The organism is Agrobacterium sp. 22-221-1 (genome assembly GCF_053522445.1).
The window spans coordinates 19,906-45,810 of sequence record NZ_JBNWCL010000023.1; the positions used below are offsets into that span (position 1 = coordinate 19,906).

Here is a 25,905-nt window from a genome sequence, read left to right on the forward strand (position 1 = left end):
CCTGATCAGGCGTTGACGAGATTGCGCGCCCTGTCGTTCCAGAGCCGAAGGCTGCGGGCATAGGCTTCCTCGAAGGGCAGAGCCATATCGTTGACCAGCATCAGCGCGATGGCGGTCGTGGAGATGATAATGGTTTCTGCCCTTTCGTCCCTTGCGGCACCCGTCCAGACCGCCCGCCAATATTCGAAGGTTGTGAACATGGTCGGCATTTCGGCGGGCGGCGTTTCGCGTGCGGGAACGATGAATTCCACATCCCTGCCCTTCGAAAGACCGAAAATCCGGGTGCTGCGAAACGGCGTGAATTGCGCGAAATCCCGCGTATTGCCGAGAATGGCGAGGTTTTCCACCGAAAGCAGTCGTGCCGTGTCCCGATGAAGTTCCTGATAGGACGGGCGGGCGACGCCGATGATCGTGCTTCTGGCGCGAAGCGGATTGAGAAGATGCACGACCGTGTTGAGCGGCAGGCGCATCTCCAGAATGCCGTACAGGCCGAGCAGGCTTTGAAACTGCAGGGACAGACCACCGATCGGCAGGTAGGCGATGCGTTCCGAGGCTGTGGCTTTCGCCGCCTGCGAAAGCGAGTGGCAAAGGGGAATGCCGCAGGCCTGTGCTGCAAGTTCAAGCTTGCCGCCGTTTTCTCCCTGCCCCACATGCCCGTGCAGCAGGACGCTGTATCCCGCCATGGCGACAAGACGCGCGGAATGGAGGAACCACGGCGCATCGCGATGTTTCGGCGACATATAAGCGGGCCAGTCGAGATCCACCGATGCAGGACCTTGCTGGTCCCTCTCTATATGTCTCCACATGGCTTCGATGAAACCGGCAAGCTCCGCCGCGGTCACACCGCGATAATGCATCGTGGCGAGCAAGGCCCCGATTTGTATCGGGTCGGCATCGCCGTCGAGAATGATCGAGAGCGCATCCATCGCTTCCACTTGGCTGAGCGGGCGGCTGTTGCCGATGCCCATCGCCGAGGTTGCGATATATTTGGCAAGCCTCTGCTGCGGATCGGCATTGTGGCCGATGCGCGCGAGACGGTCGGCGATGTTTTCCGGTGTCGGCTGACCTTCCAGAAGAACGCTGGGGCGAAGCGAAAGCGGCGGCGCCTTCATCAGCACCGGCCGCTCCCAGCCGCTTGCACTGGCGTTGGCCGGGGCGGCGGGTTTTTCCTGCGAATAGTCGATAAGGTTCTCGGCCTCCGCCGCCAGCGAACGAATGCGCAGCCGCATGTTTTCGGCAAAGGGGGTGGGACGCAGGCCCTGACCTGTGCGCAGAAAAAGCTGGTCGCCGTATCTTTCGCGCAGCTGCTGCAATATCCGGCTCATGGAAGATGTCGGCAGTCCCATGCCCGCCGCCGCGCGGCTGACGCTGCCTTCCCGCAACAACGCATCGAAAGCGACAAGTAGTTTCAGCTGCCCAAGCCTGTCGGGTTTTGTCGTGGAGGCTGGTTCATCTTTTCTCTTGCCGGTTGTCATCTTGCGATTTTTTTACTCCACCGCTTGCCCGGGGAGCCCTTTTTGCAATTTCTGGAATTTAGAACTGTTCGAAAACAAACGCGTTGCGCCTGCACTCCCTCCTAAATAAGTGGGGTTAAATTCTCAAGTTAAATGCGGGGGCGTAACATGGAATTGAAGTACCGCGGTCGAGATATGGCCGCGACGATAATAAAGGCCGGTCTTTCAGCAGCAATGGCGGGAACGGCTCTCAGCATTGCTCTGCCCGTTTTTGCGCAGCAGGCGTCTGAGGGAAACACGGTTCTTCAGCAGATCGTCGTTACCGCATCCGGTTTCGAGCAGAATGTAAAGGACGCTCCGGCCAGCATCACGGTTGTGACGCGGGAAGATCTGGAAAAGGGATCCTATCGCGATCTGACCGATGCCCTGCGGGAAGTTCAGGGCGTATCGGTCACCGGTATTGCGAATGAAAAGGATATTTTCATTCGCGGTCTGCCCGGCGCTTACACGCTGGTTCTGGTTGACGGCAAGCGGCAGAGCACGCGCGATGCCCGCACCAACGGCAATTCCGGCTTCGAACAGAGTTTCGTGCCGCCGGTTTCGGCGATCGAGCGTATCGAAGTGGTGCGCGGGCCGATGTCCTCACTTTATGGTTCGGATGCCATGGGCGGTGTCATCAACATCATCACCCGCAAGGTCGGCGATGTCTGGTCAGGTTCCGTCACCACCGAAGGCACGGTTCAGCAGCATTCCAAATTCGGCAATAGCGGCCAAGTCTCCTGGTACGCCAACGGACCGATCCTGAAGGACCAGCTCGGTCTGCAGCTCTGGGGCAGGGGCTTCACACGCGGCGAAGACCGTATTCTGAACGGCACCACGGGCGCCAAGGAATATGATTTCAACGGTCGTCTGACGTTTACGCCGAACGAAGATCACGACATCTATCTCGAAGGCGGCAAGACGCGGCTGCGCCGCAGCGCCGAGCCCGGCGACACGCTGGCGGCGACGGACGCCAACGGCACCTACAATACCAATACGCGCGACCATTGGTCATTGTCGCATACCGGCCGCTGGGGGCCGACCACATCCGAATTCTCGTTCCAGCAGGAATGGGCGGAGCGTACCAACTTCACCAGAAATATCCGCACCGGCCGCGTGACAGAAAGCCCGCGCTCGCCGGAAGTGCGCAACACCGTTCTCGATGGCAAATTCACCACGCCGTTCGAATTGTTCGGCAACCACACGCTGGTCACGGGCGGACAATATTTCGAGGCGCGGCTGACGGACCAGAACCCGGGACGCCGCACCGGCCGCGACGAGACATTTTCGGCGACGCAATGGGCGCTCTTCCTTGAGGATGAATGGCGCATTGTCGATAATTTCGCGCTGACGGGCGGTCTTCGTCTCGATAATCACGAGAAATACGGCAATCATTTCAGCCCGCGCCTTTATGGCGTCTGGAGCGCGACCGAGGAACTGACCATCAAGGGCGGCATCTCTACCGGTTTCCGCGCCCCGGAAATCCGCCAGATCGCACCGGGTTATGCCTATACGACGGGTGGTGGCGGTTGCACCTATGGCCCGAGCGGCACCTGCGGCGTGATCATCGGCGATCCCAACCTCGAAGCGGAAAAGAGCACGAGCTATGAAGTGGCTGCGCTTTGGGACAATGGCGACGTTGCTCTCGGCGCCACCTATTTCTACACCGATTTCAAGGACAAGATTTCCAACGCGCTGGTGCTCAATCCGGATGGAACGCCTGCTCGCTGGAGCGAAGACCGCAACTATCGTCTCTGGTACAATTACAACATCGACGATGCGGTCATTCAGGGTGTGGAACTGACGGCGACCTGGTATGCGACGCCGGACCTGACGCTGCGCGGCAACTATACCTATACCCATTCCGAACAGAAAACCGGCGACTATGAAGGCTTCCCGCTGGCGCGCACGCCGGAACATATGGCCAATCTGCGCGGCGACTGGGTAACCCCAATCGACGGTCTGGAAGCCTGGGCCTCGCTGAATTACCACGGATCGGAAATCAATGCCGGCCCGCGCATCGGCACCAACGGCACGCCTGTGACGATCAACGGCAAGGCCGGGCGTAAATATGACGCCTACACCACGCTGGATATCGGCGCGAAATATGCGGTTGCCGAAAATGTCGATCTCAACGCCGCCATTTACAATGTCTTCGACAAGGATGTCGGCACGGACGATTTCAACACCGTCATGGAAGGCCGCCGTTTCTGGATCAGCATGACAGCGAAATTCTGATCCGTGGCCAACATTCACGAAATTTGGAGGCGCCCTTGGGCGCCTCTTTTTTTGGGCTATCGCCTATTGACCTCAACTATGGTTGAGGAATTATACCGGCTGCTCTTCACTATGTTTCCGCGTTTTCCGAGCGGAAATCGTTACGGAAGCAGGAGCCAGAATGGAAAATACCGTATTCAAGCACAGCCTGACGGTTGGGGAGGTTGCCCGCCGCAGCGGCATCGCTGTGTCCACCATCCATTTTTACGAGGCGAAGGGATTGATCGAGGGTTGGCGAACCGCCGGTAACCAGCGTCGTTATCATCGCGCCGTCCTGCGGCGTATCGCCATCATCCGCATCGCGCAGCGGGCAGGTATACAGCTCAGCATCATCAGGGATGCGATGGCTGATCTGCCGCAGGATCGGGTGGCGACGACGGCCGATTGGCGCAGGTTTTCCCAATCCTGGCGGGAAATGCTTCAGCTTCGCATCAACAGCCTGATCATGCTGCGCGATCAGCTTACCGGCTGCATCGGTTGCGGGTGTCTTTCGCTGGATGATTGTCCATTGCGCAATCCGAACGATGTTCTGGCCGATGACGGCGCAGGTCCGCGCCGCCTCGTTTCTGCGGAATGAACGGGATTTCCCAATCGGAACGGTTGTTCCTCACTCGGAATCGGCTGCAACCCAGACGCTGACGCTGCCGCCATTGGTGGGAAAGACGCCCTTGCCGCTCTCATCGAGGGTAATCCGTTCTTCACGGTGCCCGAGAAAGTCGCGCCAGACCGCCCCGGCGCGATCTGGACCGAGATCGATCTGCTTTTCCGCCGGCTCGCCATTCGACATCACCACCACGCAGCCCGGCGCATCGGCGGTGCCGTGGCGAATAAAGGCGATGCAGCTTGCATCGTCGAGAATATCCGTCTGGGCTCCGTTGGCGAAACGGCTGCGGGCTTCGATGAGCTTCGGCAGGCATTCAATGGCGGGCATATCGATTTTATATTCGTTGCCGTCATTGCCGATGTCGGTATAGCTCGTGCCGAACAGATCGGGATAAAAGACGCAGGGCACACCCTCTTCGCGCAGCAGGATGATCGCATAGGCAAGAGGTTTGAACCAGGGTTCCACCGGCGCTTCCAGCGATTGCAGCGGCTGCGTATCGTGATTGTCGACCAGCGTGACGGCATGGTCTGGAACGGCGGAGATAAGCGAACCATCGAAGATGCTGCGCATATCGAAATCGCCGCCCTGTTTCGAGGCGTCATGGAAGCTGTGGTGAAGCGCGACATCGAAAAGCATTAGCTGCTTGTCGACGAGTTCGAGATAGCTTTTCAGCGCCTCGAGATCGGGGTGCCAATATTCCGCCACGACGAAAAGATCGGGATCGACCGTTTCGCGCATATGGCCGACCCAGTCGCGGAAGAACCAGGCCGGAATATGTTTGGCGGCATCCAGTCGGAAGCCATCCACCTGCACCTGCTCGGAGAGCCAGCGGCCCCAATATTTGAGTTCCTCATAAACCGCGCGATTCCTGAACTCGACATCGGCACCCATCAGATAATCGAAATTGCCGTTTTCCTGATCGACTTCCTCATTCCATTCCCCATCGCCATATTCATTGACGAGGCGGAAAATGCCGTCTTCGGTCGGCTCTTCGATGTGGTCGACACCGCTGAAGCACTTCAGATCCCAGATGAATTTGGAGTGTTTGCCGCCGCGGCCGGGAAAGGTGAAGCGGGTAAAGGCCAGCGCCTGAAAGTCTTCATCGTCGATTTCGGTGCGGTCTTCGGGATTGACGCGGCGAACCCGCACCTTTTCCTTTTCATCCGCACCCATCTTGTGATTGAGAACCACGTCATGAATGACGCGGATGCCGTTTTCCTTCAGCGTCCGGCCGGCATGTTCGAGGGTGGCGCGATCGCCATATTTGGTGGCGACGGTGCCCTTCTGGTCGAATTCACCGAGGTCGAAAAGATCGTAGGTATCGTAACCGACCGAATAGCCGCCGGCAGCACCCTTATAGGCGGGTGGCAGCCAGATATCGGTGATGCCCATTTTGGCAAGGCTTTCGGCCTTTTCGGCTACCTCGCTCCATAATTTCCCTCCGTCCGGATAATACCAATGGAAGAACTGAAGCAAGGTGCGTCCGGCCATATTTCCCTCACAGTCGTTAGCAGGTCGCGCCATAAACGGCCCGGCGGCGAAAGGGTTCCGCCGCCGGCCATGCGCGATCTGCAATTGTGAGGCCGGTGGCCTGTCCGTATATTAGCCGGCTATCTCGAGAAGGGCAGCGCCCGCCTGCAGATAGTCGCCTTCCTTGACAATGAGGCGAACTTTGCCGGCCTTGGTGGCGACAATCTGCGTTTCCATCTTCATGGCCTCCATGACGGCCAGAAGATCGCCTTGCGACACCGTATCACCGTCTTTTACCTTGAAGGACTGCAGCGTGCCGGAAACCGGGGCAGTGATTTCGCCTTCCTTTTCCTTGGGGGCGGCGGTGCCGGGAACAATCGCGCCGCCGCCGCTAACCGCACCGAGGCTGGAGAGCAGCAGGCTGGGCAGACCGACCGATACACGCTTGCCGTCGATTTCCAGAAAAGTGCGGGTGAGGGAAGGGTCTTCGGCCGGTGCCGGGCGCTCCATGGCATCCGGCATGGCGGCGAAATCGGTCTCGATCCAGCGGGTGTGAACCTTGAAGCCGTCCGTGCCGATGAAGTCTTCGGTCTCGATCGCGGCGCGATGGAACGGCAGCACCGTGGCGATGCCTTCGATGCGGAACTCCTTCAGCGCGCGGCGGGCGCGGCGCAGGACCTGATCGCGGTCGGCGCCCGTGACGATCAGCTTCGCCATCAGCGAGTCGAATACGCCCGGCACGCTGGAGCCGCTGACGACGCCGCTATCCACGCGAATGCCGGGACCGGAGGGGGCGTCGAAAAGCGAGATCGAGCCGGGCGTCGGCAGGAAGCCTCGGCCGGGATCTTCGGCATTGATGCGGAATTCCATCGAATGGCCACGCGGTTCCGGCGTTTCGAGGACCCGCAGCTTTTGGCCCTCGGCAATACGGAACTGCTCGATGACGAGATCGATACCGGTGGTTTCCTCGGTAACGGGATGTTCCACCTGCAGGCGCGTATTGACCTCGAGGAAAGAAATCGTGCCATCGACGCCGAGCAGGAATTCGACGGTGCCGGCGCCGGAATAACCGGCAGCGGCGCAGATAGCCTTGGCAGCCGCATGGATTTTCTGCCGCTGTTCGTCGGAGAGGAACGGGGCGGGAGCCTCTTCGATCAGCTTCTGGTTCCGGCGCTGCAGCGAGCAGTCGCGGGTGCCGAGGACGAGCACATTGCCGTGCTTGTCGGCCAGAACCTGCGCCTCGATATGGCGCGGCCGGTCGAGGAAGCGCTCAAGGAAACACTCGCCGCGGCCAAAGGCGGCCGTCGCCTCGCGCACGGCGGATTCGTAGAGATCGGCGATCTCTTCCATCTTCCACGCAACCTTCAGGCCGCGACCACCGCCGCCATGGGCCGCCTTGATGGCGACGGGCAGGCCGTGTTGTTCGGCGAAGGCGGTGACTTCGGCAGCGGAAGCGACCGGGCCATCACTGCCGGCGACCAACGGTGCGCCGACGCCGGTGGCAATGCGCCGTGCCTCTACCTTGTCGCCCAGTGCCTCGATGACATGCGGATCGGGGCCGATCCAGATGAGGCCTGCATCGAGAACGGCACGCGCAAATTCGGCACGCTCGGACAGGAAACCGTAACCGGGATGCACGGCATCCGCGCCGGCGCGTTTGGCAATCGCGATCAGCTTGGCGATATCGAGATAGGTCTCGGCGGGGCGCACGCCCTCCAGCGCATAGGCCTCATCCGCGAGCCGGACGAAGAGTGCATCCTGATCGGGATCGGCATACACGGCGACGGATTGCAGGCCATAATCGCGACATGCGCGGATGATGCGCACTGCGATCTCGCCGCGATTGGCAATCAGCACTTTTTTCATCGCTCTTCTCCTCGGAATTCTGTGTTCTTGGCCGCGATTTCGACGAAGGGGCCGATCGGGCGGAATTTGATTTTGGCGTTGACGGGGATTTGTCCCGCAAGATCGAGATGATATTCGGCGACAGCGCCGATGACGGGATAACCGCCCGTCAGCGGATGGTCGGCAAGGAACAGAACCGGCTGGCCGCTATGGGGAATCTGGATCGCTCCCGTCGCCGTGCCTTCGCTCGGCAATTCGGCGCTGTCCTTGCGCTCTACCGGCACGTCGCCGGCAAGGCGGATGCCGACCCTGTTCGATTGCGGGGTGACCTGCCAGAGCTGGCCGGTCAGGGTCTCGATACCTTTCTGCGTGAACCAGTCCGTTCGCGGTCCGAGAACGACGTCCAGCGTGACAACTTCGCCAGTTGCTGGCGCTTCGAAGGCCGGAACCTCGTCGATCGATACGCTGGAAAGGCCGGTCTTCTCGTCCTTGAGCGAAAGGATGGCGCCCGCGCCCACCGGCTCGGGACCGACGACAGCCAGCGTATCCGTCGCGAAACTGCCGAGCACCGGCTCGACATCGAAGCCGCCGCGCACCGCAAGATAACAGCGCATGCCCTTTGGCGGCTGGCCGAAAGTGACCACATCACCGGGTTCGAGCGACACCGGGCCATGGGTCTTGGCCGCGAAGCTACGATCTGCCGTGGTGATGGTGACGGGGCAGGGTGCACCTGCAATGCCGATGACGGCACGGCTTGTGCTTTTAAAGGAAAAGCCGCCGAGCGTCAGTTCGAGACATGGCGTGTTGACGGGATTACCGGCGATGCGGTTTGCGGCATTGAACGCGCCACGATCCAGCGCACCGGAGGCCGAGACGCCCTGACCGGTCTGGCCGAAGCGGCCGAGATCCTGGAAGATGGCGGGCATGGGGGCGGCGAGCACCTCGAAATGCGGGCCTGCTTTCGCCTGGTCTTTCCCGGCGCTGCGTGGTGCCGAGACGGGGATGTCGACCGTTTTGCCGGCCTTGTCCATGTCGAAGAAACGCACCCGGTAACCCGGCTGAAAAAGCGCACCGGGATCGCGGTCTATATCCCACATCTTGACCGGCGTGGTGCCGATGATTTGCCAGCCGCCGGGGCTGTTTTGCGGATAGACGCCGCTGAAGGCGCCGGCCAGCGCCACTGAACCTGCCGGAATGCGGGTGCGCGGGCTTTGCCGGCGTGGCACATGCAGCGCCGGATCGCCGCCGACCAGATAACCGAAGCCCGGAGCGAAGCCGCAAAAGGCCACGGTGAATTCGCTTTCGGTGTGGCGGCGGATGACTTCTTCGATGCTCATGCCGGTCAATTCGGCAACATCGGCGAGATCCTCACCATTATAGTGGACGGGGATTTCCACGAGATTGTCCGAAGGCGCGATTTTTGCCGAGAGATCACGGCTTGCCAGCCGCGCGGCCAGCGCTTCGGCACAGATCTTCTCAGGGCGAAAGCGGATCATCAGGGTGCGGGCAGCCGGCACCGTCTCTTCGATACCTTCGACCGGATCGTTCTGAAGCGAGGCGAAAAGCGCCAGGGTTTCATCGAGATCGGCGAGTTCGACGAGAATGGTGGTGAGGCTGACGGGGAGAAAACGCATCATGTCCTCACGCGTGATAGGCTGAATCGGGAATGTCGGTGATGAACATGTGCCCCGGCGCATGGGTGATCGCAAAGGGTACGCCCGACGCCATCACGGCGGCCTGGGGTGTGACGCCGCAGGCCCAGAACACCGGAACTTCACCCGGCTCGATCCGCACCGCATCGCCGAAATCAGGTTTCGAAAGATCGGTAATGCCGATCTCTTCCGGTGCGCCGACATGCACAGGTGACCCGTGTACGGCTGGAAAACGTCCCGAAATGGTCGCAGCATCGGCGACCCGCGAGGCCGGGATCGGTCGCATGGAAACGACCATATTGCCCTTCAGCCGACCGGCCGGGCGGCAGGGTCGGTTGGTGAGATACATCGGCACATTGCTCTTGTCGGTCATATGGCGGATTTCGATGCCCGCTTCCACCATCGGCGTTTCGAAGGTGAAGCTGCAGCCGATCAGGAAGGCGACGAGATCATCGCGCTCCGCCCAGGCAGCGGTTGCATCCGCTGTTTCCTCGACGAGCTTGCCGTCCCGCCAGATGCGGTAGAGCGGCAGGTCGGTTCTGAGATCGGCACCGGGCGCCAGAAGCGTGGTGGGCGAACCGGGATCGGAGACATCCAGCACCGGGCAGGGTTTGGGATTGCGCTGCGCGTAAAGCAGGAAATCGAAGGCCCAGTCGCGCGGCAGCACGATCATGTTCGCCTGCGTGAAGCCGGGTGCAATGCCGGAAGTTGGGGCGACGAGGCCGCCGCGATAGGTGGCACGGGCCTGGCGCGCGGCCTCCGCGTCCGTGTGGTTGAGATAGGATGTCGGTATCGTCATCGGCTATCCTTTCAGCGATTGGATGCAAAAGAGCGGATGTCGATGCCATCAGCCTCGAAACGGCGACGGATTTCCTGGGCGATGGCGACCGCGCCGGGGCTGTCGCCGTGCACGCAGATGGATTGCGCTTCGATTTTTATGATGCTGCCATCGATGGCCTCCAGCGTGCCTTCGCGGGCAAGCTGCACCATGCGGTCGGCGATTTTGGCCGCGTCGTGCAGCACGGCGCCGGCCTCGCGACGGGAGACGAGCTGGCCCTGAGGCGTATAGGCGCGATCCGCGAAAGCTTCAGCGACGACGGCAAGACCCGCCTTGCGGGCGAGATCGAGGATAGGTGCGTTCGCAAGACCCATCAACACCAGCGAAGGATCGATGGCCTTGATGCCGTCAATCACGGCCTGCCCCTGTTTCGCGTCATTGGCGATGCGGTTGTAAAGCGCGCCATGCGGCTTCACGTAGCGCACCGTGGTGCCGGCGGCAGCGGCGACGCCTTTCAGCGCGCCGATCTGGTAGATGACATCGGCAATCAGTTCTTCCGAGGTCGCGTCCAGATCGCGGCGGCCGAAGCCGACGCGGTCCGGATAGGAGACATGGGCGCCGACGACCACGCCTTTTTCGGCGGCGGCCTTGACGGTGCGGTAGATACCGGCCGGATCGCCGGCATGAAATCCGCAGGCGATGTTGGCGCTGGAAACGATGGCGAGCATCGCCTCATCGTCTCCCATGCGCCATGCGCCGTAACTTTCGCCAAGATCGCTGTTGAGATCGATAGCGGCCATGTTTGCCTCCCCTTAGAGCATTTCCAGCAAAAGTACGTAGCGGTTTTGCGTCCGGAAAATGCGTAAAAACACTAGTTTATTACAGGCCAAGCAGGCCGAAGATGGTGCCGGCGGACTTGTAGCCCATGTACCATGTCAATGCGCAGGTCAGAACGCCAAGCACAAGCAGGATGCGCGGGTAACGATAGCCGCCCATCAGGTCTTCGCGTTTCCATGCGGCGAACAGGAAGATGCTGAGGCCGATGGGCAGGATGAGGCCGTTCAGGCCGCCGACGAAGACCAGCATGGCGGCGGGCGGCGTGGTGATCAGCAGGTAGCAGACGAGCGAGACGGCGATGAAAACGATCGTCGCCATGTTGCGGGCGCGTTCGGTCATGTCCTGCTTGAAGACGGGCAGGAATGAAACTGAGGTATAGGCCGCGCCGATGACGCTGGTGATGGCCGCTGCCCAGAAGATGATGCCGAAGAGCCGGAAGCCGAGATCGCCTGCAGCCGAACGGAAAGCCTGTGCGGCCGGGTTGGCGGCCTGGCCCGACGTATCGATGATGACGCCGCTGGCGACGACGCCGAGAATGGCGAGGAACAGCACATAGCGCATGACGCCGGTGACGGCGATGCCGGTTAGCGCCGCGCGGTTGACGGCAGGCAGGTTTTCAATGCCGACCATGCCCCGGTCCAGCAGCCGGTGCGCACCGGAATAGGTGATGTAGCCGCCGACCGTGCCGCCGACGATGGTGGTGATGGTCGCGAAATTGATCGTATCCGGCAGGAAGGTCTGGCGGAAGGCGTCACCCACCGGTGGTGCGGAAACGAAGGCCACATAAAGCGTCAGCACGATCATCAGGATGCCGGCGAAAATGATGAACCGGTCGACGGCAAGGCCTGCGCGTTTGGAAACGAAGATGGCGATGGAAAAGACCGCGCTGATGGCGCCGCCGATTTTCGGGTCCAGCCCGAAAATGGCGTTCAGGCCAAGGCCGGTGCCGCCAATATTGCCGATGTTGAAGAACAGGCCGCCGATGATGACGAGAATAGCCAGAAGATAACCGGAGCCGGGAATGGCGGCATTGGCGATGTCGGATGCGCGCATGCGCGTCAGCGTCACGATACGCCAGATGTTAAGCTGGACGACGAAGTCGATAAGGATGGAGGCGAGGATGCCGAAGGCGAAGGCGGCACCGAGCTGGGTGGTGAATGTCGCCGTCTGCGTGATGAAGCCGGGACCGATGGCGGATGTCGCCATCAGGAAGATCGCACCCATCAGGGATGCGCGTTTTGACATTTTCATATCGGCAGTCGGGGTGAGCTTTTTCTGCTCCATGGATTTTCTCCGCTCCTGTCGCAATCCGCCCCTCGCGGATGCTTTATGCGGACGATCTTGTCCTGTTCTGCGAAATTGTCAACTTTGTTCAACAATATAAAGTTATCGTTCTTTCATTTTGTCCATTTGTTGGACGTAATGAGCAGGATTTAATCACGTTTTTTTCGTGCTTTGCTAATGCTTTGTGCTATGGGCAATCATGCCGTGTCCGAACATGCCTGTCACGGAATTCCCGATGCTGCATTGCTCTTAAAGAAAGGAGCGCCATGACCGAAACGATAGAGGGTCTGCCGCTTGCGGATCGATTGGCCAAGGGTATTCGCACCCTGCTGATCTCCGGCGAGTTGATGCCGGGGCAGCGCCTATCAGAGGCAGCCTTCAGTGAACGTTTCGACGTCTCGCGCAATTCGCTGCGCGAAGCTTTCCGGCTGCTGACCAAGGACGGGCTTCTGCGCCATGAGGCAAATCGCGGCGTGTTCGTCGCCGTTCCCACCATGTCCTCGGTCATCGATATTTATCGGGTGCGACGCATGGTGGAATGCGGCGCACTTCGCCAGGCCTGGCACAAGCATCCCGCAATCAAGACGATGCGGGCAGCGGTCGAGGATGCCAAGGTCAAGCGTGAAGATGCCGACTGGCTGGGTGTGGGCAGCGCCAACATGAAATTTCACGCCGCCGTCGTCGATCTTCTCGACAGCGCCCGCCTCAGCGATTTTTACGAGCGTATCGCCGCTGAACTCAGGCTTTGTTTCGGTTTGCTGAAAGATCCCGAACAGCTTCATTCCCCCTTCGTGGACATGAACAGCAAGATCCTGTCGCTGATGGAAGAGGGCAAGGCGCAAGAGGCCGGCGACGAGATGGAAATCTATCTCAATCTGTCCGAGCGGACGGTTCTGAAGGCGCTTGAACGCGCCGTCGAACACGCTTCCTGACATGACGGGCGGCCGGGTAGGAAACGACCCTTGCCGCTCCCGCCATTTTTTGCAGCCGCAGCCGATTGCCAAGTTTGCTGCGCTGCGTCATCAATGCTGACATGACGCTTCGCGACCTGACCATTCTCGTTATCGACGAAAACGCGATCCGCGCCTCCATCATCGAGGAGGGGCTGCGCGAGGCCGGCTATCATCGTGTCACCGTCATCCATGAGGTGAACGGGGTGGCGCGCACCATCGAGACGCTGCAGCCCGATGTCATCTTCATCGATCTCGAAAACCCCAACCGTGACATGATGGAGCATCTGTTCCAGCTTACCCGCACGGTCGGGCGGCCGATCGCCATGTTTGTCGATCGTTCCGATACCGCGTCTATCGAGGCGGCCGTCGAGGCGGGCGTTTCCGCCTATGTGGTGGACGGGCTGAAGAAGGAGCGGGTCAAGCCCATTCTCGATATGGCGGTCAGCCGCTTCAATGCCTTCAGCCGTCTGCAGCAGGAACTTGCCGAAGCGAAATCGGCGCTTGAGGAACGCAAGGTCATCGAGCGTGCCAAGGGCATTCTGATGAAGATGCGCGGCCTTTCCGAAGAGGAGGCTTTTGCGCTTTTGCGGCAAACGGCGATGAACGAGAAGAAGAAGATTTCCGAGATCGCGCAAAGCGTGGTCACCGCGGCTGGTCTGTTGATGTGACGAACCGCCGGTCGGACAGTGTGGAGTGAATGATATGGCGGCACCGGAAAAAACGGCCGGATCAGACAGCGGCGTAACGCAAGCACCGGCAATCGTCGGCAGCGACCGGCAGAAAATCCTGCGCGCCGGCTTTATTCCGCTTGTCGACGCATCCGTCCTGATCGCTGCGGCCGAATTCGGTTTCGCGGAACGCGAAGGCCTTTCGCTCGATCTCGTCAAGGATGTTTCCTGGGCGAATGTGCGCGACCGGCTGGCGTTTCGGCAATTCGATATCGCCCACATGCTGTCGCCGATGCCCGTCGCCTCCATGCTCGGGCTCGGTTCCAACCCGTCGCCCACGATCACGCCTTTTTCACTCGGACGCGGCGGCAATGCGATCACGCTTTCGACCCGGCTGTTTTCGCGGATGAAGGCTTTGACCGGGCTTTCCGAAACGGCGGGAGCGCTCGAAAATGCCGAGGCGTTGAAGCGGGTGCTCGATGATATGCGTGCCCGCGGCGAACCGACGCCGACGCTCGGCATGACATATCCGTTTTCATCGCATAATTACGAGTTTCGCTACTGGCTTGCCGCCGGCGGCATTCACCCCGATCACGATGTCAAGCTTGTGGTGGTGCCGCCGCCATTGACCTCGGATGCGCTTGCCGCAGGGGCCATTGACGGTTTCTGCGTCGGAGCGCCGTGGAACATCGTCGCCGCCGAGCGCGGTGTCGGTCGCATCGTTGCGGCCAAGCAGGATTTGTGGCCTTCCGCACCGGAAAAGGTCATTGGCATGCGACCCGAATGGGCGGAAAACCAGCAGGAAACGGTCGGACGGCTGCTGACGGCGCTCGATGCCGCCGCGCGTTGGTGCGACCTTGCCGAAAATCACGATGATCTCAGCGCAGCCCTTGCCGATCCCCGTTATATCGGCGCACCGGAAGGCATCATCCGCCGTGTGCTTGCCGGTGAATTCAGCATCGACAGCCAGGGCAACCGCCGGGTGATCGACAATTATTTCATCTTCCACGGCGGTCACGCCAATTATCCGCGCCAGAGCCAGGCATTGTGGATCTACAGCCAGATGATCCGCTGGGGGCAGGCCGAGTTTTCACAGGCCGGTGTGGAGGCCGCCCTGTCTGCCTACCGGCCGGATATTTATCGGGCGGCGCTGGGCGACGCCAATGCACCTGATGATGCCGATATCCGCATCGAAGGGCAGGAAGAGCAGGACCGTTTCGTGGATGGCCTCGTATTCGATCCCGCCGACATTACAGGCTACGTGAACGCCTTTTCCGTGCGCACCGCCGCGCCGTTTTCTCCGACTCCAGGCGAGACGTAAGCGGCGTCATGCTTTACAGGCTGCGCAAATTTCAAGCGCAGGATTCTTCTCCTTGCACAAATGGAAGACAGAAAACGCGCTGGTTAAAATTTAATCAGTAGATCGATTTGCAAAAATACCCTTTTATTTTCAATAATATAATCTACATTTTATAAACTGGCACGCCTCTTGCTTCTTGTTTTTTGCACCGGTCAACGGCGATCGGGGCAAGCAAGGCGCGGCATAGGCGCTTTCACAAGACACAGACGTCGCAAGGTTTTGCTGCCCGGAACACCTCCCGTTCCGCAGGCGCAAACACCGAGCGGCGTTTTTTTATTTTCAGGTTTTTTCGCAAGCGAAAACGTCACCCGCAGAGGTGGCCCAATAAGGGGAACATGCGAATGAAAAAGATATTCTCCGGCGATGTCAGCCGCCGCACGATACTGAAGACGACAGCCACCGCCGCCCTTGTCAGCGCCGTGCGCGTGGCCTTTCCGTCCGGTGCTTTCGCAGCCACCGCTGAGCCAGAAGTGAAAGGCGCGAAAATCGGTTTTATCGCGCTCACCGATGCCGCCCCGCTCATCATTGCGGCGGAAAAGGGCCTGTTCGCCAAACACGGCATGCCTGACGTCGAGGTTCTGAAACAGGCCTCCTGGGGTGCGACGCGCGACAATCTCGTGCTCGGCGGCGCCTCGAACGGCATCGATGGCGCACACATCCTGACGCCGATGCCCTATCTCATGCACACCGGCAAGGTGACCCAGAACAATGTGCCGGTGCCGATGACCATCCTCGCCCGCCTCAACCTCGACAGCCAGGGCATTTCCGTCGCCAAGGAATATGCCGAAACCGGCGTTCAGCTGGATGCCTCCAAATTGAAGGCGGCTTTCGAGAAGAAGAAGGCCGAGGGCAAGGAAATCAAGGCCGCCATGACCTTCCCCGGCGGCACGCATGATCTCTGGATCCGTTACTGGCTTGCCGCCGGCGGCGTCGATCCGGACAAGGACGTCTCCACCATCGTCGTTCCGCCGCCGCAGATGGTCGCCAATATGAAGGTCGGCAATATGGACGTCTTCTGTGTGGGCGAACCCTGGAACGAGCAGCTCGTCAATCAGGGCATCGGTTTCACCGCCTGTACCACCGGCGAACTCTGGAAGGGCCATCCGGAAAAGGCGCTCGGCATGCGTGCGGACTGGGTGGAGAAGAACCCCAACGCCACCAAGGCGCTGCTGATGGCCGTGATGGAGGCGCAGCAATGGTGCGATGAAATGGCGAACAAGGAAGAAATGTCCACCATCCTCGGCAAGCGCCAATGGTTCAACGTGCCGCCGAAGGATGTGCTTGGCCGCCTGAAGGGCAATATCAATTACGGCAACGGCCGCGTGCTGGAAAATACCGGCCTGCAGATGAAGTTCTGGCAGGACCATGCCTCCTATCCCTTCCGCAGCCACGACAGCTGGTTCATCGCGGAAAATATCCGCTGGGGCAAATTCGCACCCGATACGGATGTGAAGGCGCTGGTGGAGAAGGTGAACCGCGAGGATATCTGGCGCGCGGCGGCCAAGGATCTCGGCGTTGCCGATCTTCCCGCCTCCACTTCGCGCGGCAAGGAAACCTTCTTCGACGGCAAGGTCTTCGACCCGGAAAATCCGTCGGCCTATCTCGAAAGCCTGTCCATCAAGGCGGCCTCCTGAGGAGGAGACCCGGGGTGTCGCCCCTCATCCGCCAGATGCGCTGCCCAACCGGCGCGACTGAAGACCGGATGAGGGGCGAGCCCCAGACCGCAACCGAAATCAAGAGGAAACGCCCATGTCCGCATTGGCCCGAAAATTCAACGAAGAGCCGCAGCAGCCAGTAGCGCAGAAGGCAAACGTCGTGGCACTTTCGCCGAAACAGTCGCCGCGGATCGATCTGCGCAAATGGGGTGCGGCGGCGGCCCGCAACATCGTACCGCCGTTCATCGTTCTCGCCATTCTGCTGGGCGTCTGGCAATTGCTCTGTTCCGCCCCCGGCTCATCGTTGCCGCCGCCGAGCCAGGTTTTCGAGGAGAGCTACGATCTCATCGTATCGCCGTTCTTCCATAACGGTTCGCAGGATATCGGCCTTGGCTGGCGCGTGCTGGTCTCGCTGGAGCGTGTGGCTTACGGTTTCGGCCTCGCCGCCATTGCCGGCATCATCCTCGGTGCGGTGATCGGCCAGTCGGTCTGGGCCATGCGCGGTCTCGATCCGATCTTCCAGGTGCTGCGCACCGTGCCGCCGCTTGCCTGGCTGCCGCTTTCGCTGGCCGCCTTTCAGGATAGCAACCCTTCCGCCATTTTCGTGATCTTCATCACTTCCATCTGGCCGGTCATCATCAATACCGCAGTCGGCGTGCGCAATATTCCGCAGGACTACCGCAACGTGGCGCAGGTGCTGCGGCTCAACCAGCTGGAATTCTTCTTCAAGATCATGCTGCCTTCGGCAGCACCCTACATCTTCACCGGCCTGCGTATCGGTGTCGGCCTTTCGTGGCTCGCAATCGTCGCGGCGGAAATGCTGACCGGCGGCGTCGGCATCGGTTTCTTCATCTGGGATGCGTGGAACTCCTCGCGCCTGCCCGACATCATCGTGGCGCTCGTCTACATCGGCGTCGTCGGCTTCGTGCTCGACAAGCTGGTGGCGGCGCTCGGCAAGGTCATCACCCGCGGCGCTGCGGCGAACTGAAAGGGCGAACCATTATGAACGCTTATCTGAAGCTCGATCACATCGACAAATATTTCGACAAGGGCGGCTCGCGCGCCGAGGTGCTGAAAGGCATCAACCTCACCATCGAAAAAGGCGAATTCGTCTCCGTCATCGGCCATTCCGGTTGCGGCAAGTCGACCATGCTCAACCTCATTGCCGGACTGACGAAAGTCTCGGCAGGGGCCGTGCTACTCGAAAACCGCGAGGTTAACGAACCCGGACCGGAACGCGCCGTCGTATTCCAGAACCACAGCCTGCTGCCCTGGCTTTCGGTCTATGAAAACGTCAATCTCGCCGTGGAAAAGGTGTTCAGCAACACCAAGACGCGGGCCGAGCGCCACGACTGGGTCATGCGCAATCTCGATCTCGTGCAGATGGCCCATGCCAAAGACAAGAAGCCCTCGGAAATATCCGGCGGCATGAAGCAGCGCGTCGGCATTGCCCGGGCGCTGGCCATGGAGCCAAAAATCCTGCTGCTGGACGAGCCTTTTGGTGCGCTGGACGCGCTGACCCGCGCGCACCTTCAGGATGCAGTGATGGAAATCCACGCCCGTCTCGGCAACACCATGGTCATGATTACCCATGATGTGGACGAGGCGGTGCTGCTTTCCGATCGCATCGTGATGATGACCAATGGTCCCGCCGCCAATATCGGCGAAGTGCTTGAAGTGCCGCTGGCACGCCCGCGCAACCGCATCGAGCTTGCATCCGACAAGACCTACCTCAAATGCCGCGAAGCCGTGCTGAAGTTCCTTTACGAACGTCACCGCTTCGTCGAAGCTGCGGAGTAATGGCCATGACGCAAAAACTCGTCATCATCGGCAATGGCATGGCGCCGGGGCGCATGCTGGAAAACCTGTTCGAAACCGCTCCCGGCCTTTACGACGTCACCATTTTCAACGCCGAGCCGCGCGTCAATTACGACCGCATCATGCTCTCGCCGGTGCTCTCGGGCGAAAAAAGCTATGAGGACATCGTCATTCATAATGACGAATGGTACGCGGCTAACAATGTCACGCTGCACAAGGGCGCGAAGGTCACCGGCATCGACCGCGACAGAAAGACCGTGACCAGCGAAAACGGCATCACGGTTTCCTACGACAAGCTGGTGATCGCCACCGGTTCGTTGCCCTTCATCATTCCCGTCCCCGGCCATCAATTGCCGGGCGTGCTCGCCTACCGCGATCTCGACGATGTGACGAAGATGCTGGCGATCGCCGAGGGCAAGGGCCGCGCCATCGTCATCGGCGCCGGCCTTCTGGGGCTGGAAGCCGCTTATGGCCTCAAGCGCCAGGGCATGGATGTTACCGTTATCCACCTGATGCCGACGATCATGGAGCGTCAGCTCGATCCGGCAGCGGCCTATCTTCTCGAAAAGGCGCTCAATGAGCGTGGCATCGACATCATCACCAAGGCCAATACCAAATGCATTCTCGGTGAGGAGAAGGTCGAAGGCATCGAGCTGGAAGACGGCCGGGTCATCAAGGGCGATATGGTGGTGATGGCGGTCGGCATCCGTCCTGCCTCGGGTCTCGCCAAGGAGGCGGGTATCGCCGTCAATCGCGGCATTGTGGTGGATGACGGCATGATGACGTCGGACGCCTCGATCTATGCGCTCGGCGAATGCGCCGAGCATCGCGGCATGTGCTACGGACTCGTTGCGCCGCTTTATGAATCGGCGCGGGTGCTGGCGGACCGGCTGTGCGGCGGTTCGGCCGAATATCACGGCTCCGTCACCAATACCAAGCTGAAGGTCACCGGCATCAACCTGTTCTCCGCCGGCGATTTCGCAGAAGGCGACGACCGCGAGGAAATCGTGCTGCGCGATGCCACGGCCGGTGTCTACAAGCGCCTGATCCTCAAGGAAAACCGCATCATCGGCGCGGTGCTTTACGGCGAGACGGCGGATGGGTCGTGGTTCTTCGACCTGATGAAGAAATCGACCGATATTTCCGCGATGCGCGAAACCCTGATTTTCGGCCAGGCCTATCAGGGAGGGTCGCCGCTGGACCCTATGGCGGCCGTTGCAGCCTTGCCGGATGATGCGGAAATCTGCGGCTGCAACGGCGTCTGCAAGGGCAAGATCACATCGGCCATCACGTCCAAGGGGCTGACATCGCTGGACGATGTGCGCGCCCACACCAAGGCGTCCGCCTCCTGCGGCAATTGCACCGGTCTTGTCGAGCAGCTGATGACGATAACGCTCGGCGACAGCTATAACCCCGCTGCCGTGCAGCCCATGTGCAAATGCACCGATCTCGGCCACGACGATGTGCGCCGTCTCATCAAGGCCAAAGGGCTGAAGACCATCCCAGCCGTGATGCAGGAGCTGGAATGGAAGACCTCCTGCGGCTGCGCCAAGTGCCGGCCGGCGCTCAATTATTACCTCGTCTGCGACTGGCCGGATGAATATGCCGACGACTACCAGTCGCGTTTCATCAATGAGCGCGTCCACGCCAATATCCAGAAGGACGGCACCTATTCCGTCGTGCCGCGCATGTGGGGCGGCGTTACATCCTCCTCCGAACTCCGGGCAATTGCGGATGTGGTCGACAAGTTCGAAATCCCGATGGTGAAGGTGACGGGCGGCCAGCGCATCGACCTTCTCGGCATCGAGAAGGAGGATTTGCCGGCGGTCTGGGCCGATCTCGGCAAGGCCGGTTTCATTTCCGGTCAGGCCTATGCCAAAGGTTTGCGCACGGTCAAAACCTGCGTCGGCCAGCAATGGTGCCGCTTCGGCACGCAGGATTCCACCGGGCTCGGCATCCGCATCGAAAAATTCATGTGGGGCTCGTGGACGCCGGCCAAACTCAAGCTTGCCGTTTCCGGCTGTCCACGCAACTGCGCGGAGGCGACCTGCAAGGATATCGGCGTCATCTGCGTCGATTCCGGTTTCGAGATCCATTTCGCCGGTGCCGCCGGTCTCGATATCAAGGGCACGGAAGTTCTGGGTCTCGTCAAAACCGAGGATGAGGCGCTGGAGCATATCGTGGCGCTGACGCAGATGTATCGCGAACAGGCGCGCTATCTCGAGCGCATCTACAAATGGGCCAAGCGCATCGGTTACGACGAAATCCGCCGCCAGATCATGGACGATGCGGAAAAGCGCAAGGCCTATTTCGAGCGCTTCGTCTTCAGCCAGAAATTCGCGCAGGTCGACCCCTGGTCGGAACGTGTATCCGGCCACGACAAGCACGAGTTCAGGCCCATGGCGGCAATCGGTTTCAGTGAGGCGGCGGAGTGACAACGATGGACAGCAACTGGATCGATATTGGCGATATCTCCGACATTCCGCTGCGCGGCGCGCGTTGCGTAAAAACGCCGATGGGCAAGATCGCCGTGTTCCGCACGGCGGAAAATCAGGTCTTCGCCATCGAGGACCATTGCCCGCACAAGGGCGGGCCGCTGAGCCAGGGCATCGTGCATGGGGCTTCGGTGACATGTCCTTTGCACAATTGGGTCATTTCGCTGGAGACCGGCAAGGCTCTCGGGGCGGATGAGGGCGAGGTGAAGACCATTCCAGTGCGTAATCTGGATGGGAGGCTTTCGATAGCGCTCGAAACCCTGATGATCGCGGCGGAGTGAATTGCGATGGCAGCGGCGTTACCCCCCTCTGTCCTGCCGGACATCTCCCCCTCAAGGGGGGAGATCATTTGCGGCACGAATTTCCATTCACGGCTTGCGTCGCCGGTCGCAGAGATGAAGCGGCAAGCCTTCCGCTTGTCGATCTCCCCCCTTGAGGGGGAGATGTCCGGCAGGACAGAGGGGGGTAAACGCCGCGCACCGAGAGGGCAAACCCATGCCCGTTGAAACCAAAACCACCTGTCCCTATTGCGGCGTCGGCTGCGGCGTCATCGCCACTGTCAACGACGATGGCGCGGTGTCCGTCAGAGGCGATCAGGACCACCCCGCCAATTTTGGCCGGCTGTGTTCCAAAGGTTCGGCTCTGGCCGAAACCATCGATCTCGACGGTCGCCTGCTCCACCCCGAAATCAGCGGCAGGCGGGCGGCATGGGATGAAGCGCTTGACCTCGTCGCCTCCCGGTTTTCTCAAGCCATCGCCGAACACGGCCCGGATTCCGTTGCCTTTTACGTCTCCGGCCAATTGCTGACGGAGGATTATTACCTCGCCAACAAGCTGATGAAGGGTTTCATCGGCTCGGCCAATATCGATACCAATTCAAGGCTCTGCATGTCGTCTTCCGTCGCCGGCCATCGCCGTGCCTTCGGGGCCGATACGGTGCCGGGCACGTATGAGGATATGGAGCTTGCCGATCTGGTGATCCTCACCGGTTCCAATCTCGCCTGGTGCCATCCGGTGCTTTACCAAAGGCTTGCGGCGGCAAAGGCGGCACGGCCAGAAATGAAAGTCGTTGTCATCGATCCGCGCCGGACGATGAGCGCCGATATTGCCGATATGCACCTCGCCATCCGCCCGGATGGAGATGTGGCGCTGTTTACCGGCTTGCTGGCGCATCTTTCCGATAGTCCCGCAATCGATCGCGGTTATGTGGAAAGTCACACGATCGGTTTTGATACTGCGATGCAGGCAGCAACCGGATACAGCCTGCCGGAGATCGCCGAGGCCACCGGCCTGACAGTCGCCGAACTGATTTCCTTTTACGAATTGTTCGAACGCACCGAAAAAACCGTCACCTGTTATAGTCAGGGCGTCAACCAGTCGCAAAGTGGCACGGACAAGGTCAACGCGATCATCAATTGCCACCTTACCACCGGCCGCATCGGCAGGCCGGGCACGGGACCTTTTTCGCTGACCGGCCAGCCGAACGCCATGGGTGGGCGCGAGGTTGGCGGGCTGGCCAATATGCTGGCCGCCCATATGGCTATCGAAAATGCCGAGGATCGCGACCGCGTGCGGCGTTTCTGGGCCTCGCCCGCCATTGCGGAAAAACCCGGCCTGAAGGCGGTGGACATGTTCAGGGCCGTGGCTGACGGCCGCATCAAGGCGCTGTGGATCATGGCGACCAATCCGGTGGTTTCCATGCCGGATGCCGGCGCCGTCGAGGCGGCCATCAAGGCCTGTCCTTTTGTCGTGGTGTCCGATGTCATGGCCAATACCGATACGGCCCGCCATGCCCATGTGCTTCTGCCATCGCTTGGCTGGGGTGAAAAGGACGGTACCGTCACCAATTCTGAGCGGCGCATTTCCCGCCAGCGCGGTTTTCTCGATGCGCCCGGCGAAGCGAAAGCGGACTGGTGGCAAATGGCGGAAGTGGGCCGGCGCATGGGCTTCGACACGGCCTTCGCTTACCTGCGGCCATCGGAGATTTTTGCCGAACATGCCGCTCTTTCCGGTTTCGAGAATGCCGGCAGTCGCGATTTCGATATCAGCGGGATCGAGCCGGAATCCTACGATACGATGGCGTCCTTCCAATGGCCGAAAGCGGAGCGGGGCAGTGCTGTCGTCACCCGGTTTTTCGCGGATGGACGGTTTTACCATGCCGATGGCAAGGCGCGGTTCATCGCCACCGCCCTGCCGGAGACCGGCAGGACATCGGCGGATTATCCGCTGACACTGAATACCGGCCGTATCCGCGATCAATGGCACACCATGACCCGCACGGGCAAAAGTGCGCGCCTTACCGCCCATATCGCCGAACCCTTCGCCGAGCTTCATCCGCGCGATGCGCAGGCGCTGGGAATAGAAAGCGCCGATCTGGTGGAGGTGGAAAGTCCCCATGGCAAGGTGTTGCTGCGGGCGCTGGTCAGTGAGAGGCAGGCGCGCGGATCGGTGTTTGCGCCGATGCACTGGAACGACCAGTTCGCCTCGCAGGCGCGCATCGATGTCGTGGTTGCCCCGGTGACGGACCCGCATTCCGGCCAGCCCGCCTCGAAAAACGTGGCGGTAAGGGCAAGGCGCTTCGAAGCGAAAGCCTATGGTTTCGCCATCTCCCGCATCCGACCGGATGCACCGGACTGCGCCTATTGGGCCACGGCCAAAGCGGATGGCGGCTATCGTATGGAGCTCGCCTTTGCGGAGGAGCCGCAGGACTGGACACTCTGGGCGCGGCAGGTCTTCGGCATTGAGGCCAGGGTTGAGCCGCTGGGTTACAGCGACCGGCAGACGGGCGACCTGCGCCTTGCCTTCTTCGACGGCGATATCCTGCTGGCGGCGCTGTTCATCGCCAGAGAGCCGGTGGCCGTCGCCCGCAACTGGGCGATCTCGCAATTGACTGAGCGCCATGAGGACCTGCGCATGCGTTTTGCGCTGGTTGCCGGTCGCCCCGGTGCCGGCCGCGCCGATCCGGGCGCCACCGTCTGCTCCTGCTTTAACGTCGGGGTGAACCAGATCACAGCCGCCATCCGTGAAGGCTGCCACAGCGTCGAAGCCATCGGCAAGGCGTTGAATGCCGGAACCAATTGCGGCTCCTGCCGCGCCGAAATCAGGGGGATCATCGATGGATGCCTTAAAACCGCAGCGGAATGAACCGGCCCGCATGGAAAGATTAGCCAAGTTGCCGGTCTTCTGGGGGCTTGAGGGCAAGCGCGTGGTGCTGGCGGGCGGATCGGATGGAGCCGCCTGGAAAGCGGAACTGCTGCTCGCCTGCGGGGCGGAATTGCATCTTTATTGCGAGGAAAGCGAGCTTTCGGAAGGCATTGCAGCGCTTATTGCAAAAAGCCCGATGCTGAGATGGCATGACCGTCCGTGGGGTCCGGATATCTTCGAGGGCGCGGAACTCGCGCTGGCGGATTGCGAGACCGATGCGGAAGCCGCGAGCTTCTACGATGCCGCAAGGGCGGCCGGCGTTCCCGTCAATGTCATCGACAAGCCGGAATTCTGCCAGTTCCAGTTTGGCTCCATCGTCAATCGCTCGCCCGTGGTGGTGTCGATCTCCACCGATGGCGCAGCACCCATTCTGGCGCAGGCCATCCGCCGGCGCATCGAGACATTGTTGCCGCTTTCGCTGAAGGACTGGGGCGCGCTTGCCCAGACAATCCGCGAGCGTGTCAATCTGCGGCTCGCTCCCGGTGCGTCGCGGCGTTCTTTCTGGGAAAAATTCGTCGATCGTGCCTTTACCGAAAGGCTGGGTGAGGGCAGCGAGGAGCGGCTGCTTGCGGATATCGGAATGCAGGCTGCGCGGGCAGGATCGGGGCGCGGCCTTGTAACGCTTGTGGGCGCCGGGCCGGGCGATGCCGAACTGCTGACGCTGAAAGCGGTGCGGGCTTTGCAGGCGGCCGATGTCATCCTGTTCGACGATCTCGTTTCAGCCGAGGTGCTGGAACTGGCGCGGCGGGAGGCGAAACGCATGCTGGTCGGCAAGCGTGGCGGCCGGGAAAGCTGCAGGCAGGAAGACATCAATGACATGATGATCCGTCTCGCCAAGGCCGGCAAACGGGTGGTGCGGTTGAAATCCGGCGATCCAATGATTTTCGGGCGCGCCGGCGAAGAAATCGCCGCGCTGGAGGCTGAAAATATCCCGGTCGAGATCGTGCCCGGCATCACCGCCGCAAGCGCCATGGCCTCGCGCCTGGGTGTTTCCCTGACCCATCGCGACCACGCTCAGTCGGTACGCTTCATCACCGGCCATTCCCGGCAGGGAAAGCTGCCGGAGAATATCGACTGGCAATCCCTGTCGAACCCCTCCGTGACCACGGTTTTTTATATGGGCGGGCGAACCGCAGCCGAGATCGAAGCTGCCCTGCTTGCCCATGGTATGCCTGCCTTGACGCCCGTTGCCATCATGATCTCCGTCAGTCGCTCAAACGAACAGCGCTGGTGCGGTTCGCTCACGCAACTGGCTGCGGCCGTTGATAGGCTGGGTATAAACGAACCGGTGCTAATCGGCATCGGCGATGCATTTGGTGCCGCGTCCTCGGCGATGTCCCGTTCCAGCCAGCTCATTCAGAAAGTCGGCTAAATAATATCGTCAAATGGCGTCGTGGGGTTCACGCCCTGTTTTCATCCCGCTGCTATCGCTACTGCAAAACCGTCCCTTGACATTGGTTTTTCGTTCGCTCTTCAATAAAACGAAAAAATTGAAAGAGGAGGGAGGGTGAA

Annotated in this window: 19 protein-coding genes; 12 read left to right on the forward strand and 7 right to left on the reverse strand. The window is 60.6% G+C overall.

The window, feature by feature from the left end; all coding sequences use genetic code 11:
• Positions 1–5: 5 nt before the first annotated feature.
• Positions 6–1,475, reverse strand: a complete 1,470-nt coding sequence (locus tag ACQZ5N_RS23730; protein WP_304982845.1) for a glycosyl transferase family protein — start codon at positions 1,473–1,475, stop codon at positions 6–8.
• Between the two features lie 147 nt (positions 1,476–1,622).
• On the opposite strand from ACQZ5N_RS23730, the gene ACQZ5N_RS23735 reads away from it, so the two are divergent.
• Together ACQZ5N_RS23735 and soxR are read left to right on the forward strand one after the other, a co-directional pair.
• The gene (locus tag ACQZ5N_RS23735; protein ID WP_448734305.1) at positions 1,623–3,731 is read left to right on the forward strand and encodes a TonB-dependent receptor domain-containing protein; all 2,109 of its coding nucleotides are present in this window, start codon (positions 1,623–1,625) and stop codon (positions 3,729–3,731) included.
• Between the two features lie 160 nt (positions 3,732–3,891).
• Positions 3,892–4,347 carry a redox-sensitive transcriptional activator SoxR gene (soxR, locus tag ACQZ5N_RS23740; RefSeq protein ID WP_003519761.1) on the forward strand — a complete coding sequence of 152 codons (456 nt, stop codon included), beginning with the start codon at positions 3,892–3,894 and terminating at the stop codon, positions 4,345–4,347.
• Positions 4,348–4,377: 30 nt separating this feature from the next.
• On the opposite strand, the gene amyA is transcribed toward soxR, so the two are convergent.
• From amyA to ACQZ5N_RS23770, 6 genes are all read right to left on the reverse strand, one after another.
• The gene (amyA, locus tag ACQZ5N_RS23745; RefSeq protein WP_448734306.1) at positions 4,378–5,865 is read right to left on the reverse strand and encodes an alpha-amylase; all 1,488 of its coding nucleotides are present in this window, start codon (positions 5,863–5,865) and stop codon (positions 4,378–4,380) included.
• A gap of 111 nt (positions 5,866–5,976) precedes the next feature.
• Entirely contained in the window at positions 5,977–7,710 is a 1,734-nt protein-coding gene (locus ACQZ5N_RS23750) for an acetyl/propionyl/methylcrotonyl-CoA carboxylase subunit alpha (protein WP_448734307.1), read from the reverse strand.
• Positions 7,707–9,323 (reverse strand): 5-oxoprolinase subunit B/C family protein, encoded by a 1,617-nt coding sequence (locus tag ACQZ5N_RS23755; protein WP_448734308.1) that lies wholly within the window; start codon positions 9,321–9,323, stop codon positions 7,707–7,709. Before ACQZ5N_RS23755 ends, ACQZ5N_RS23750 begins: the two co-directional genes overlap by 4 nt.
• Before the next feature lie 7 nt (positions 9,324–9,330).
• Entirely contained in the window at positions 9,331–10,140 is an 810-nt protein-coding gene (locus ACQZ5N_RS23760) for a putative hydro-lyase (RefSeq protein ID WP_448734309.1), read from the reverse strand.
• An 11-nt stretch (positions 10,141–10,151) separates the two neighbouring features.
• Entirely contained in the window at positions 10,152–10,919 is a 768-nt protein-coding gene (locus ACQZ5N_RS23765) for a LamB/YcsF family protein (RefSeq protein WP_059758319.1), read from the reverse strand.
• A 79-nt stretch (positions 10,920–10,998) separates the two neighbouring features.
• Entirely contained in the window at positions 10,999–12,240 is a 1,242-nt protein-coding gene (locus tag ACQZ5N_RS23770; RefSeq protein ID WP_059758322.1) for an NRAMP family divalent metal transporter, read from the reverse strand.
• 266 nt (positions 12,241–12,506) lie between these two features.
• Here ACQZ5N_RS23770 and ACQZ5N_RS23775 point away from each other — a divergent pair, with 266 nt between their 5' ends.
• The 10 genes from ACQZ5N_RS23775 to cysG all read left to right on the forward strand — a co-directional run bounded on the left by ACQZ5N_RS23775 (position 12,507) and on the right by cysG (position 25,765).
• On the forward strand, positions 12,507–13,172 hold the full coding sequence (locus tag ACQZ5N_RS23775) for a GntR family transcriptional regulator (RefSeq protein WP_065656665.1): 666 nt from the start codon (positions 12,507–12,509) through the stop codon (positions 13,170–13,172).
• Positions 13,173–13,273: 101 nt separating this feature from the next.
• On the forward strand, positions 13,274–13,861 hold the full coding sequence (locus ACQZ5N_RS23780) for an ANTAR domain-containing response regulator (protein WP_035260459.1): 588 nt from the start codon (positions 13,274–13,276) through the stop codon (positions 13,859–13,861).
• A 34-nt stretch (positions 13,862–13,895) separates the two neighbouring features.
• Positions 13,896–15,182: a CmpA/NrtA family ABC transporter substrate-binding protein gene (locus ACQZ5N_RS23785; protein WP_448734310.1), complete on the forward strand. Its 1,287-nt coding sequence runs from the start codon at positions 13,896–13,898 to the stop codon at positions 15,180–15,182.
• A 380-nt stretch (positions 15,183–15,562) separates the two neighbouring features.
• Positions 15,563–16,855: a CmpA/NrtA family ABC transporter substrate-binding protein gene (locus tag ACQZ5N_RS23790; protein ID WP_448734311.1), complete on the forward strand. Its 1,293-nt coding sequence runs from the start codon at positions 15,563–15,565 to the stop codon at positions 16,853–16,855.
• A 115-nt stretch (positions 16,856–16,970) separates the two neighbouring features.
• Positions 16,971–17,864 carry a nitrate ABC transporter permease gene (gene ntrB / locus ACQZ5N_RS23795; RefSeq protein ID WP_448734312.1) on the forward strand — a complete coding sequence of 298 codons (894 nt, stop codon included), beginning with the start codon at positions 16,971–16,973 and terminating at the stop codon, positions 17,862–17,864.
• 14 nt (positions 17,865–17,878) lie between these two features.
• Positions 17,879–18,676 carry an ABC transporter ATP-binding protein gene (locus tag ACQZ5N_RS23800; RefSeq protein WP_448734313.1) on the forward strand — a complete coding sequence of 266 codons (798 nt, stop codon included), beginning with the start codon at positions 17,879–17,881 and terminating at the stop codon, positions 18,674–18,676.
• 5 nt (positions 18,677–18,681) lie between these two features.
• A complete protein-coding gene (gene nirB / locus ACQZ5N_RS23805; protein ID WP_448734314.1) occupies positions 18,682–21,129 on the forward strand; it encodes a nitrite reductase large subunit NirB in 2,448 nt (815 codons plus the stop codon).
• Between the two features lie 5 nt (positions 21,130–21,134).
• The gene (gene nirD / locus ACQZ5N_RS23810; RefSeq protein ID WP_003505867.1) at positions 21,135–21,470 is read left to right on the forward strand and encodes a nitrite reductase small subunit NirD; all 336 of its coding nucleotides are present in this window, start codon (positions 21,135–21,137) and stop codon (positions 21,468–21,470) included.
• A gap of 214 nt (positions 21,471–21,684) precedes the next feature.
• Positions 21,685–24,333 (forward strand): nitrate reductase, encoded by a 2,649-nt coding sequence (locus tag ACQZ5N_RS23815; protein WP_448734315.1) that lies wholly within the window; start codon positions 21,685–21,687, stop codon positions 24,331–24,333.
• A complete protein-coding gene (gene cysG / locus ACQZ5N_RS23820) occupies positions 24,305–25,765 on the forward strand; it encodes a siroheme synthase CysG (RefSeq protein ID WP_448734316.1) in 1,461 nt (486 codons plus the stop codon). The genes ACQZ5N_RS23815 and cysG overlap by 29 nt, the downstream gene beginning before the upstream one ends.
• Positions 25,766–25,905 lie beyond the last annotated feature (140 nt).